Origin of the sequence: Phascolarctobacterium sp. ET69, from assembly GCF_023336935.1 — a bacterium.
GTDB lineage: Bacteria > Bacillota > Negativicutes > Acidaminococcales > Acidaminococcaceae > Fusicatenibacter_A > Fusicatenibacter_A intestinipullorum.
In genome coordinates this window covers 18,898-30,854 of record NZ_JAMBLR010000008.1, presented here as the reverse complement: position 1 = coordinate 30,854, position 11,957 = coordinate 18,898, and the positions used below count along the sequence as shown (strand labels likewise).

The 11,957-nt window shown below is 46.9% G+C and carries 12 protein-coding genes; all 12 read left to right on the top strand.

Annotated features, from left to right (window positions below):
* Window positions 1-4: 4 nt before the first annotated feature.
* The 12 genes from M3079_RS09125 to M3079_RS09070 all read left to right on the top strand — a co-directional run bounded on the left by M3079_RS09125 (window position 5) and on the right by M3079_RS09070 (window position 11,881).
* On the top strand, window positions 5-1,810 hold the full coding sequence (locus tag M3079_RS09125; RefSeq protein ID WP_249078885.1) for an alkaline phosphatase: 1,806 nt from the start codon (window positions 5-7) through the stop codon (window positions 1,808-1,810).
* A gap of 21 nt (window positions 1,811-1,831) precedes the next feature.
* A complete protein-coding gene (locus tag M3079_RS09120) occupies window positions 1,832-2,332 on the top strand; it encodes a hypothetical protein (RefSeq protein WP_249078883.1) in 501 nt (166 codons plus the stop codon).
* The gene (locus M3079_RS09115; RefSeq protein WP_249078881.1) at window positions 2,332-3,015 is read left to right on the top strand and encodes an ABC transporter ATP-binding protein; all 684 of its coding nucleotides are present in this window, start codon (window positions 2,332-2,334) and stop codon (window positions 3,013-3,015) included. Before M3079_RS09120 ends, M3079_RS09115 begins: the two co-directional genes overlap by 1 nt.
* The gene (locus tag M3079_RS09110) at window positions 3,002-4,186 is read left to right on the top strand and encodes an FtsX-like permease family protein (RefSeq protein WP_249078879.1); all 1,185 of its coding nucleotides are present in this window, start codon (window positions 3,002-3,004) and stop codon (window positions 4,184-4,186) included. Before M3079_RS09115 ends, M3079_RS09110 begins: the two co-directional genes overlap by 14 nt.
* A gap of 76 nt (window positions 4,187-4,262) precedes the next feature.
* Window positions 4,263-5,063, top strand: coding sequence for a DUF3298 and DUF4163 domain-containing protein (locus tag M3079_RS09105; RefSeq protein ID WP_249078877.1), 801 nt, complete (start codon window positions 4,263-4,265; stop codon window positions 5,061-5,063).
* A gap of 141 nt (window positions 5,064-5,204) precedes the next feature.
* Window positions 5,205-6,752 (top strand): AbgT family transporter, encoded by a 1,548-nt coding sequence (locus M3079_RS09100; protein ID WP_249078876.1) that lies wholly within the window; start codon window positions 5,205-5,207, stop codon window positions 6,750-6,752.
* Window positions 6,753-6,813: 61 nt separating this feature from the next.
* Entirely contained in the window at window positions 6,814-7,179 is a 366-nt protein-coding gene (locus tag M3079_RS09095) for a peptidase dimerization domain-containing protein (RefSeq protein WP_249078875.1), read from the top strand.
* A complete protein-coding gene (locus M3079_RS09090) occupies window positions 7,176-8,357 on the top strand; it encodes an amidohydrolase (protein ID WP_249078872.1) in 1,182 nt (393 codons plus the stop codon). The genes M3079_RS09095 and M3079_RS09090 overlap by 4 nt, the downstream gene beginning before the upstream one ends.
* Window positions 8,354-9,343 (top strand): DUF3089 domain-containing protein, encoded by a 990-nt coding sequence (locus tag M3079_RS09085; RefSeq protein WP_249078870.1) that lies wholly within the window; start codon window positions 8,354-8,356, stop codon window positions 9,341-9,343. The genes M3079_RS09090 and M3079_RS09085 overlap by 4 nt, the downstream gene beginning before the upstream one ends.
* Window positions 9,333-10,337, top strand: coding sequence for an asparaginase (locus M3079_RS09080; RefSeq protein WP_249078868.1), 1,005 nt, complete (start codon window positions 9,333-9,335; stop codon window positions 10,335-10,337). Before M3079_RS09085 ends, M3079_RS09080 begins: the two co-directional genes overlap by 11 nt.
* A gap of 17 nt (window positions 10,338-10,354) precedes the next feature.
* Window positions 10,355-10,912: a carbonic anhydrase gene (locus tag M3079_RS09075; RefSeq protein ID WP_249078867.1), complete on the top strand. Its 558-nt coding sequence runs from the start codon at window positions 10,355-10,357 to the stop codon at window positions 10,910-10,912.
* A 12-nt stretch (window positions 10,913-10,924) separates the two neighbouring features.
* The gene (locus M3079_RS09070; RefSeq protein ID WP_249078865.1) at window positions 10,925-11,881 is read left to right on the top strand and encodes a hypothetical protein; all 957 of its coding nucleotides are present in this window, start codon (window positions 10,925-10,927) and stop codon (window positions 11,879-11,881) included.
* The last annotated feature ends 76 nt before the right edge of the window (window positions 11,882-11,957 follow it).

Here is an 11,957-nt window from a genome sequence, read left to right as displayed (position 1 = left end):
TTTTATGAAATTATCCAGCAAAAAAAGAAAAACTGCTGCTGCTGTTTGTGCATTTTTAAGCATTTTTGGCTGTGCCGCAGCAGCAAATGTATATCTTCCTGCCCACGTTGAAGCTGCGGGCTATACCGTTCAGGAAAAGAACCCTGTAAGTGTAATGCCTATTAACCAGGCCAAATTTTTAAAAGGCCAGCGCTTTGATTTGCAGGTAGAAGTTAAAGGGCTTGCTGATGATTTTAAAGTAACTGTTGACGGCGTTGACGCCGAAAAATATTTTGGCAAAAAAGGCGAAGTTAAAACTGCTGACGGTGTAACCGTTTACTGCATTCCTGATGTTGCCTTTACCAAAGCAGGCGCTGTTAAAGTAGAAGCTGTAAGCGGCGGCAATAAAAATGTTGTAAACTACACTGTTACCGATGCCAAAGCCAAGAAAAAAGCCAAAAACGTAATTCTGTTTGTAGGCGACGGCATGAGCCTGCAGGCACGCGAAATGGCCCGTATCCTTTCCAAAGGCCTGAGCGACGGCAAATACAACGACCTTTTGAACATGGAAAAAATGCCGCACATGGCTGTTATTACAACTTCCGGCTATGATTCTCTGGTAACGGACTCCGCCAACAGCGCATCTGCTTATGCAACCGGCCATAAATCCGTTAACAACGCTATGGGCGTATATGCCAACAGCACCAAAGACCCGTTTGACGACCCGAAAGTAGAAAACATTATCGAGCTTGTTAAACGTACCAAAGGCATGGCAACCGGCATTGTTTCCACCTCAAACATTACCGACGCTACTCCGGCAGCTATGCTGAGCCATACCCGCCGCCGTGCTGAACAGAACTTTATTGCCGAAACCATGACCGAAGATTATCACCGTCCGGACGTTATCATGGGCGGTGGTTCCCGCCACTTCATTCCGATGAATGTGCCCGGTTCCAAACGCAAAGATAATGTTAACGTTGTAGAACAGTTTAAAGATTTGGGCTATACTTTCTCCGGCAACAGAACCGAGCTTTTGAATACTCCGGCAGACGAAGATAAAATTCTTGGCCTGTACCAGCTGGATAACATGAATGTATATATCGACCGCGCCATGCTGAAAAACCCGAAAGTTCTGGGCGGCTTTAATGACCAGCCGGGCCTTGTGGAAATGACTCAGCGCGCTATTGATACTTTAAGCAAAAATGAAAACGGCTTCTTCCTGATGGTTGAAGGCGCCTGCGTTGATAAACAGCTGCACGTTATGGACTGGCAGCGTGCCGCTTACGACAATATTGAACTTGACCAGGCTGTTGGCGTAGCCAAGAAATTTGCTGCCGAAAACGGCAATGACACTCTGATTATTGTAGTTGCCGACCATGCACACGGCGCAAGCATTACCGGCACTTACCATGAACTGGACGGCAAAACCGGCCGCGAAGCAGTACGTACTTATGCAGCAGCAGGCTGGCCGACTTTTGAAGACCGCGACGGCGACGGCTACCCCGACAACCCGAACCCGGACGTAACCCTTGCAGTTCAGTTTGCTAACCATCCGGATACCAACATCAACTATAAATTTAAAGAAGTTCCGACTTCCCCGGCTATTATGGCAGGCGACAAAGCCATTGCCAACCCGAAACTGGAAGGCGAATTCTACAAAGGCAACATTCCTTACAAGGAATCCCAGGAAGTTCACTCCGCTGACGATATCCTGCTGAATGCCATGGGCCCCGGCAGCGAATATTTCAACGGCGTAATGGACAACACCGAGGTATTCTTCGGTATGGTTAGAGCCCTTGGCCTTGACGGAACCAAAAACTACAAAAAATAATTAAATTACGGAGGCAGGAAGATGCTCAGAAACTTTTTGAAAAGTTTTCTGCTTTCGTTCCTGCTGCTGGCAGGCGGTGCCTTTACCGCCGCAGACTTGCCGTTAAAGGCGGTTCACTTTGAACCGCCTTTTTTGTGCAGCAGGGCAGAAGCAGCAATAAGCATGACTTTTGATGAAATGTATGACGGTGTTTCTTCGCTTGGCATTACGTTTTCCGATAAACTGAAAAACAGCGAAGGGCAGACGGTGCAGATGACTGGTTTTATGGCGCCGCCCTTAACGCCTACCATTAACTTTTTTGTGCTGACGCGCGAGCCGATGAGCATTTGCCCGTTTTGCAGCACGGATGCTGACTGGCCTGCGGATATTGTTGTTGTGCAGCTCAGCGAGCCTGTTGTGGCATTGCCGTTTGACCGCCCGATAAGCGTTACCGGCACACTGGAATTAGGCACGGAAGTTGACGCCGAAACAGGCTTTGTAAGCCTTGTGCGCATACAGGCGCAGTCACTGGAGGCTTTATAATGCTTTTGGAGATTAAAAACGTATTTAAACAGGTTACGGAACCTTCAGGTGAAATTATTACTGTCAGCCACGCAGAGCATTTAATGCTCGATAAAGGCGGGCAAATGCTGTTAACCGGCCCTTCCGGCAGCGGCAAAACAACCCTTCTGCATATGATTGCAGGGCTTCTTTCGCCAAGCGGCGGCGAAATTTATTTTGACGGCGTGCGCATTGACAATATGCCGGAAAAAGAGCGTGATTTGTGGCGTGCGCGCAATATCGGCTATGTGTTTCAAAAACTGAACCTTATAGAAGCGTTGACGGCGGAAGAAAATATTTTGCTGGCCGGTTATTTTGCCGGCGGCAATATGGCTGAACTAAAAAAACGTGCAGCCATGCTTTTGGAGCGCGTGGGGCTGGCAAATAAAAAAGACACATTGCCCGGGAAATTAAGCATCGGCGAACAGCAGCGCATAGCCGTTGTGCGCGCCGTTATCAACAAGCCTGTACTGCTTTTGGCAGATGAACCCACGGCAAGCCTTGATGCGGAAAACAGCCGCATTGTGCTGGGGCTTCTGCGTGGTTTATGCAGCGAAAACGGCACGGCGCTTATCCTTTCCACGCATGACGAAAGCGTTAAAGAACAGTTTGACGAATGGTTTGACATTAAAGGCGGGAGGTTCATAACTCATGAGCATCATTAAAATAGTACGCCGCAATATTATGTTTAAACCTTTGCAAAGCCTTGTTGCCTGCTGCGTTGTTATGGCAAGCATTGCCATGGCGGTGCTGGTGCTGCTTTTGGCAGACGGCGTACACAGCGGGCTTACGGCGGCGGCAGAACCTTTCCCGATAGTTGCGGGCAGCAAGGGCAGCCCTAATCAGCTGGTGCTGAATACGGTGTTTTTAAAAGACACACCCATGAGCAATATCAGTTATACCGAAGTGGAAAAGCTGCGTGCCAATAAAAATGTGGCAATGGCAGTGCCTTTCGGTTACGGCGATAATTACCGCGGCTTCCGCATGGCGGGAACGGAAAAGGAAATTTTTAATTATGTAATTAACCCGCAGCGCGGCAAGTGGCTGCAAATAAACGAAGGGCGTGCGTTTGAAGCGCCTTTTGAAGCCGTGCTTGGTGCAAGAATGGCCGCCATGACGGGGTTAAAAGTTGGTGATACTTTTAAAACTTCGCACGGCATGGTAGAAATTCCGGGCAGCAAAGGGCATGCGCAGGAATATAAAGTAGTTGGCATTTTAAAACCGGTTAACGGGCCGTATGACCAAAGCATTTTAACCGATATTAAAAGCATTTGGGCTGCCCACGCAGGGCACGGCGCGGCGGTGCAGGGCGTAACCGGGGTGCTGATTAAGCCTGCCGGTTATGCGCAGGCACTGGCAGTGCTTTCACAATACCGCAACAATAAGGAAATGCAGGTGGTATTTCCTTCGCAGACAATAATAGAATTGTTTTCGGTAATGGGCGATGCGGAAAAAGTGCTGCAAATTATAAGCTATGCCGTAATTTTGCTGTCGCTGATTATTATTGCCTTTACAACGTACTGGGCAGCAGCCATGCGCAGGCACGACAATGCTGTTATGCGTGCCATTGGCGCAGGGCAGAAAGCAATTATTAAAATTAACTTTTTGCAGGGCATGCTGCTTTCCTGCATAGGCACGGCGGCGGGCGCGGCGCTTGGGCACGGCGCTTTTGCGGCGCTGGCATATCTGCTGCGCGAAAAAACTGCCGTTAACCTTACCGCAGGCTTTACTTTGCAGGAGGGCATTATGATTGCCGTTGTAGTGGCAGCAGCGGCGGTATTCAGTTTTATTCCGGCAGCGGCGGCATGCCGCAGGCAGGCTGCGGACGATTTGTGAAATTTTTGGGCCCTGCTTTTGTTGAAAGGTATTTATGCTATAATTAACCTAACAACAAACCAAAAGGAGGGTTTTTATGAAAATCGCAAAAACTCTGGCAGCAGCGGCATTGTGCCTGTCGGTATGTTCGGCGGCATTTGCGGCACCGGCTGTAAAAACATTTGACGTACACGAAGGCAGCGTAAAGATTGACGTTCCGCAAATTAAAGGCGCAGCAGGCGGCAAATTTGCCGATAATAAAATTAACAACACTTTAAATTTTTATGTTTTAAAGCAGCTTTATACAGCCCTGCCTTTAAGCATGAGAAACGATGACGTTATGCGTACTGCTTACGATAAAACCTTTAAAGCCAAAGACGGCAGCGAAGATGCGCGTGAATTTGTTGAAGACGTGGCCGGTTTTGTTAATTTTAAACTGCGCTGCGACCTTGAAGATGTAAAACAGTACGGCGGCACCAGCGTGCCCAGCTACGACTTGCAGGGGCAGTATACCGTGCATTTTAAAGGCGATAATTATTTAAGCGTTGAGCAGCGCGGTTACATTTATACCGGCGGCGCTCACGGCATGACGCTTTTTAATGCGGCAACGTTTGATTTAAACACCGGCAGGGAGCTTGAACTGGCTGATTTATTTAAAAACGGCAGCAACTATCTGGAACGCATCAATAAAGTTGTTGCAGCCAAAGTAGCTGAAGACTCCAGAATGTTCTTCGGGCCGGTAGAAGTAAAAGACGGCGACCGTTTTTATATTCAGGACGGCAAAAATCTTATAATTGCCTACCCGCCTTATGAAGTTGCTCCTTATGCAGCTGGCGTTGTAACTTTTGCCATTCCGCTGGACGGCTTGAGCGATATTTTGGCAGTTGATATAAAATAACGCCTCCGAACCTTAAAAATAAAATTAAAATCTATTTATTTTAGCAGGCTGAAATGTTATAATAAATTTAGTCAACGGGGACTTCACAAATTGGTGGAGTCCCTTCTTTTTTAATATTTTGAAAGGTGAGGAAGTGATTTTATGGCAAAAGCAGAAGTAAAACAAAAAGGTTTCTTCGATAAAGCGATGGACTTTATTGAAAAAATCGGCAATGCCATGCCGGACCCTGTCAGCCTGTTCATTATTCTGGCTGTTGTGGTTGTAATTCTTTCTGCTGTTTTGGGAAGCATTGGTTATGGTGCTGTGCATCCTGGTACCGGCAAAACCATTCAGGTGGTAAATCTTTTAACTAAAGATGGTTTCCGTGATATGTACAGCAAGGCCGTTGCCAACTATTCAAATTTTGCGCCGCTGGGCATGGTAATGGTATGCATTATCGGCGCAGCTGTTGCAGAAAAGAGCGGGTTCCTTGTAACCATGATGAAACAGGTTATGGGCGATGCCAAATCGTGGATGGTAACGTTTGCCATTCTTTTTGTTGCAATTAACGCTAACCTTGCGGGCGACGCCGGTTATATTGTTATGCCGCCGCTGGCAGCAGTTATTTATATGGGCATGGGGCGCAGCCCTGTTTTGGGCATGATTGTTGCCTACGCCGGCTGCGCAGGCGGTTTTAGTGCCAATATTATGCTTGGCATGACGGACGCTCTGGCTTACGGCTTTACCGAAAGCGCGGCACGCATGATTGACCCTAACTATCAGGCAACTATGGCCATTAACTGGTATTTTTTAATTGTATCCTGTATTTTGCTTGCTGTTTTTGGTACGCTGCTGACGGAAAAATTCCTGGTAAAACGTTTCCCGACAACCAAAGAAGATTTATTAAAATATAATTTTGACGAATCGGAAGGGCAGATTACCGAGGCACAGAAGCGCGGCTTAAAATGGGCTGTTATCGGACTTGTAATTTTTGTAATTGCGCTTGTTGCCGCCTGCATAGGTGATGACCCGCTTCTGGCAGATCCCAAAACACATTCCGTTATGACTAACGGTTCTCCGTTTATGAACGGCATTATTTTAACGGTTACCGTTGCGCTGTTTGTTGTTGGTGCCTGCTATGGCTTTGGCTGCGGCAAATACAAAAATGACCGCGATTTGTTTGCCGATATAACTCTTGGCTTTAAAGATATGGCCGGTTACATTTTTATGTGCTTTTTTATCGCTCAGTTTACCAGCTATTTTGCATGGAGCAATTTGGGCATTGTAATGGCAATTAAAGGCGCGGAAGCTTTAAAGGCAATGGAATTTACCGGTGCGCCGCTTCTGATAGGCCTTATTTTTGTATCGTGCCTTGTTAACATTCTTATCGGTTCTGCTTCCGCAAAATGGGCAATTCTGGCGCCGATTTTTGTGCCGATGCTGATGCTGATGGGATTTGACCCTGCCGTTACGCAGGTTTCTTACCGCATAGGCGATTCCATTACGAACCCGCTGTCGCCGCTGTTCCCGTACTGCCCGGTTATTTTGGGCTTTGTACGCAGGTACGCGCCGGAAATGGGGCTTGGTTCCGTTATCGCCAACATGGTGCCGTTTTCCGTTACTTTTACGGTTATCTGGATTATCCAGCTTCTGGTATGGATTTTCCTTGATATTCCTCTTGGCCCGGGCGGCGGCATTTTCCTTAACTGATAATTTAAACGCAAATACAGCGGCTGCTTAAAGGGCAGCCGCTTTTATAAGGAGTAAGGCTATGTACTATTCTAAAATTAATATTTCCGTTCATGGCAGTTCCGCGCATGGCTCTACGCCGCATTTAGGCAAAGACGCTATTGTGGCGGCATCGTCTTTTATTTTAAACGCGCAGGCTCTTGTAAGCCGTTTAAACAATCCGCTTAAGCCGCTGGTGTTTACAGTAAGCGGCGTTAACGGCGGCACGCAGTTTAACATTATTACCGATTTAGTAAAAATGACGGCTTATTTATATGCCGGGGATGAAGAAAACCTTAAAGCCGCGCAGCCCGGCCTTACGGCAATTGCCCAAAGCACAGCCGCAGCATTTGGCTGTACGGCAGAAGTTGAATTCGGCCAAGTGCAGAAAAACGGAGGTGAGGCATGATGAACTTTAAAGAACTTGCCTTAAAAGAAGAAAGCTATATTTTAGAGCAGCGCCGCTGGCTGCATGCCCATCCGGAACTTGGCACCAAAGAATATAAAACAACGGAACATATTGTAAACGAACTGAAATCCTTCGGCATTGAAGTGCAGGTTTTTGACGATATTACCGGCTGCGTCGGCATTATCCGCGGAAAGCAGCCCGGACGCACGGTAATGCTGCGCGCAGATATCGACGCGCTGCCGATACAGGAAGAAAACGACTGCGGCTTCTGCTCGCAGAACGATGGCGTTATGCATGCCTGCGGGCACGACTGCCATACGGCAATGCTGCTGGCTGCCGGTAAAATGCTGGCGGCGAATAAAAATAAGCTGCGCGGAACGGTAAAACTTTTATTCCAGATGGCGGAAGAAATTGGGACAGAATCGCGCCATTATGTTGAAAAGGGCTGCCTTGACGATGTGGACGCCGTTTTTGGGCAGCATGTATGGGCTTTGATGGACAGCGGCAAAGTAAATTTTGAAGATGGCGAGCGTATGGCTTGCAGCGACCGCTTTACCATTACCGTAACCGGCAAAGAAGCACCGGCAGACAAGCCGCAGCAGGGCAGCGATGCCGTACTTGCAGCGGCAGCCGTTGTTATGGCACTGCAAAGCCTTGTAAGCCGTGTTAACAACCCGGAAAACACTCTTGTTGTAACAACCGGCATGATGAACGGCGGCAGCGGTGATGCCGTCATTGCCGCTAAAACAGAGCTTGTCGGCACCGTAAGAACTTTTAACAAAGAATTCCGCAAAGGCATGCCGCAGCTTATCGATGATATTGCCAAAAAAGCCGCGCTTACATATGGCTGCGAAGTTAGCAGCACCTATTTCTTCGGCCCTGCGCCGCTTATTAACGAACACCATGATTTAAACGGAATTGCCCGGAAGGCAGCCGTAAAAATTATGGGCGAAGGCTGCCTGAGCCATTTGGATAAAATGACTGGCGCAGAAGATTTCTCCGTATTTATGGAAAAAACCAAAGGCGTGTATGGCTTTATCGGCGTGCGCAACCTTGCCAAAGGGCTGAACTGCGTGCATCACCACCCCAAATTTGCGGTAGATGAGGACCAGTTAAAATACGGCGCCGGTATTTATGCGCAGTTTGCTTACGATTATTTAAACAGTGATGCCAAATGAACAAGCTGATGAAAATAATGCTGCTGCTGGTGCTGGCTGCGTTTTGCAGCCTGGCATCGGCGCAGGAACCTGATTATGCAGACACGGGCAGCTGGGCGTACTGGCGTGTTGGCGAAAACAAGCCGTCTGATTTATTTATTGTGTGCCCTACCGTTGACCTTGGTACGGGCGGCAATAAAAATATGAGCCTTGCCGATAACGAAGCGAAAAAGAATTTTTACGGCGCACTTAATATGGAGCGCGGCATTTATGAGCAGCATTGCCGTATGTATGCACCGTATTACCGGCAGGCAGTGCTGGCAGATTATGATTTGCCTGCAAACGAGGCAGAGCCTTATTTTAACCTTGCCTATAAAGATGTACATGCGGCCTTTGTATATTATATGCAGCACGAAAACAACGGCAGGCCGTTTGTGCTTGCAGGGTTTTCGCAGGGGGCGGAAATGTGCCTGCGGCTTTTAAAAGAATTTGGCAACACGGATTTTGTTAAAAATAATATGGTTGCCTGCTATGCTATTGGCTGGCGTTTTACTCCGCAGGAGGCGAAGCAGTATCAGTATATCCGCCCGGCACAGAGTGCTGATGATTTGGGTACGGTGATTATGTTTAACAGCGAAGCGCCGGAGGTTACATCTTCACTGATGGTGCCGCATGGCGAAAAAAGTTTCTGCATTAATCCTCTTAACTGGCGTACGGACGGCACAATGGCTGATAAAGCGCTGAACTCAGGCGTATGTTTTACCGATTACAGCGGCAGCATTAAGCGCGAAGTGCCGCAGCTTACAGGGTGCTGCATAGATACGGAACGCGGCGTACTGAAAGTTACAGACATTGATAAAAAGCAGTATCCGCCGGTGCTGTCCATTTTTACCGATGGTATTTACCATTTATATGATTATCAGTTTTTTTACCGCAATTTGCAGCAGAATGTTGGACTGCGCATAAATACTTTTGTTGAAGAAAGGCAGGTACAAAATGCAGCATAAACAAGGCTGGCCTCATATTAAAATTTTGGCTACAGGAGGCACTATTGCCGGCAGTGCGGCAAGCGCCGGCAAACTTACCGGCTATACCGCCGGGGCGTTAAGCGTACAAAGCCTGATTGATGCCGTGCCGCAGCTTGCGGAAATTGCAGCGGTAAGCAGCGAGCAGCTTGCGAATATTGACAGCTGCAATATAACAAGCGATTTATGGTTTAAACTTGCTGCGCGCTGCAATGAGCTGATGGCAGATGAAAGTGTAGACGGAATTGTAATTACACATGGAACGGATACACTGGAAGAAACTGCCTATTTTTTAAATCTTACTGTTAAAGGCAGCAAGCCGCTCGTTCTTACAGGCGCTATGCGTCCGGCAACAGCTATCAGCGCGGACGGGCCTTTGGATTTGCTTAATGCTGTAAAAACAGCGGCCTGCCGTGAAGCTGACGGGCAGGGCGTAATGATAGTAATGAATGATATTATTATGGCGGCGCGTTATGCTACAAAAACCAGTGCTTTTAAAGTAGAGGCTTTTCAGGCACAGCCATATGGACAGCTTGGCACAATAGCTGGCGGCAAAGTTTATTTTGAAGCACAGGTGAAAAAACGCCATACAGAGCAATCTGCTTTTGCCGGTAAAAATTATGACATTTTACCGCGGGTAGATATTATTTATACGCACTGTGATGATGACGGCGTACTGATAGAAGCGGCTGTAAAAGCCGGTGCGCAGGGGCTTGTTTATGCTGGAAGCGGCATGGGCAGTATCCACGCCGGTGCAGAGCAGGCGCTTATGCGGGCAGCGGCTCATGGCATTGCTGTTGTACGCAGTACCCGCGTCAGTGAAGGGCGCGTTTTAGCGGCTAACCCTAAATGGGATGAGGCGGGCTTTATCTGTGGAGGCAATTTAAATCCGCAAAAAGCGCGCATTTTATTGCAGCTTGCGCTTACATGTACAAAAGACACAAAAAAAATACAAGAAATTTTTGACGAATATTAATGGAAGAAGGCAATATTATGGCATTGCTGGAACAAATTTTGGAAGAAAACGATAAATTTACGGCATCATTACCGGAAAGCTATCTGCACCGCAATGACAAAGTAAGCAAATATCCTGCAAGGCAGCTTGCAATTTATACCTGCATGGATACGCGTCTGGTAGATTTTCTGGAACCTGCCATGGGCATATCGCGCGGCGAAGCAAAGGTTATTAAAGCAGCAGGCAATATGATTACAGGCCCGTTTGATGAAGTTATACGCAGTTTAATGGTAGCTGTGTATGAACTTGGCGTAACGGAAATAATGGTTGTTGGCCATGAAGACTGCGGCATGCAGCATTCAACATCCGAATCGTTAAAAAAACGTATGCTGGAACGCGGTATAAAACCGGAAGCGATTACGGAAATTGAAAGTGAATTTTCCAGGTGGGTTGATGCATTTCATCATCCAAGGGAGAATGTGGAAAAAACAGTGGCAGCAATTAAAAATAACCCGCTTTTGCCGCAGGATATTATTGTGCATGGACTTTTATTCTGCCCAGATACAGGCAGGCTGGAAGTTGTTGTACATGGTTAACTGGTGGCTGATATGAAAATTGCTAAGTTTTTACTGTTGTTGATGGTGCTTTGTTTTACTGCAACTGCATATGCGGCAACGGTCACTGATAATGAACATGGTGTTTTAAAACTGGACCGTAAAAATATCGATTTGCTGCCTGATAATTTCCGTACTTCCGGATATGCTTTTGAAAAAGAGCTTTTGCAGGGAGCAGAGCCTTCAAGAATAGGTATGGAAGAACTGAATATTTCCGGCAGCAAAGCTTTTTCGGAACTGGAATATGCAGAAATTATTAAGCATATACCGGTTAAGCCGGAACTGATTTATGATGTTGACCTGCGCGGTGAAAGCCACGGTTATATTAACGGAAGTGTTGTAAGCTGGTATAAAGCCAATGACTGGGGTAACAAAGGCCGCGCCCATAACGAGATTGTGAGGAATGAGAAAAAACTGCTTGCGGAAATTGCCGCTGTGCCGTTTATTAATATTGGAATTTTAGGCGCGAATAAGGAAATTATACAAGGCAGGCAATATACATGGCCGGTAGAAAGCGCAATTACTGAACAGGCTATGGCGAAAAAGCACGGTACAAAATATCTGCGACTTACTTTAACCGACCATTTAACGCCGCACCATGCCGAAGTAGACCGTTTTATCCGGTTTTATAAAAATTTGCCGCAAGGTGCATGGCTGCATTTTCACTGCTTTGCAGGCAAAGGGCGTACTACTACATTTATGGCAATGGCTGATATGTTGAAAAATGCTGATAAAGTCAGCTTTAACGATATTATTATGCGTCAGTTTGCCATTGGCGGCATTAATTTAACGGCTTATAATCCTAATAAACCGCAATGGCGCCAAACGGCAGTTAATGAACGTATTGCCTTTTTAAAATCCTTTTACCGCTATGCAAAAGAAAACCCAAAACTGCAAAAATCGTGGACTCAATGGGCAACAGAAAATAAAATGCCTTTGGCGGTGGAATGAAGTAACAGACCTTTTCTATTATGAAAAGGTCTGTTTTTATCTCAGGAAGATTTAAATTTTGGTATAATAATAAAAA

Excerpts from the sequence above, each read along its gene's own strand:
- M3079_RS09125 (WP_249078885.1), top strand. The coding sequence starts at position 5 with ATGAAATTATCCAGCAAAAAAAGAAAAACTGCTGCTGCTGTTTGTGCA.
- M3079_RS09120 (WP_249078883.1), top strand. The coding sequence starts at position 1,832 with ATGCTCAGAAACTTTTTGAAAAGTTTTCTGCTTTCGTTCCTGCTGCTG.
- M3079_RS09115 (WP_249078881.1), top strand. The coding sequence starts at position 2,332 with ATGCTTTTGGAGATTAAAAACGTATTTAAACAGGTTACGGAACCTTCA.
- M3079_RS09110 (WP_249078879.1), top strand. The coding sequence starts at position 3,002 with ATGAGCATCATTAAAATAGTACGCCGCAATATTATGTTTAAACCTTTG.
- M3079_RS09105 (WP_249078877.1), top strand. The coding sequence starts at position 4,263 with ATGAAAATCGCAAAAACTCTGGCAGCAGCGGCATTGTGCCTGTCGGTA.
- M3079_RS09100 (WP_249078876.1), top strand. The coding sequence starts at position 5,205 with ATGGCAAAAGCAGAAGTAAAACAAAAAGGTTTCTTCGATAAAGCGATG.
- M3079_RS09095 (WP_249078875.1), top strand. The coding sequence starts at position 6,814 with ATGTACTATTCTAAAATTAATATTTCCGTTCATGGCAGTTCCGCGCAT.
- M3079_RS09090 (WP_249078872.1), top strand. The coding sequence starts at position 7,176 with ATGATGAACTTTAAAGAACTTGCCTTAAAAGAAGAAAGCTATATTTTA.
- M3079_RS09085 (WP_249078870.1), top strand. The coding sequence starts at position 8,354 with ATGAACAAGCTGATGAAAATAATGCTGCTGCTGGTGCTGGCTGCGTTT.
- M3079_RS09080 (WP_249078868.1), top strand. The coding sequence starts at position 9,333 with ATGCAGCATAAACAAGGCTGGCCTCATATTAAAATTTTGGCTACAGGA.
- M3079_RS09075 (WP_249078867.1), top strand. The coding sequence starts at position 10,355 with ATGGCATTGCTGGAACAAATTTTGGAAGAAAACGATAAATTTACGGCA.
- M3079_RS09070 (WP_249078865.1), top strand. The coding sequence starts at position 10,925 with ATGAAAATTGCTAAGTTTTTACTGTTGTTGATGGTGCTTTGTTTTACT.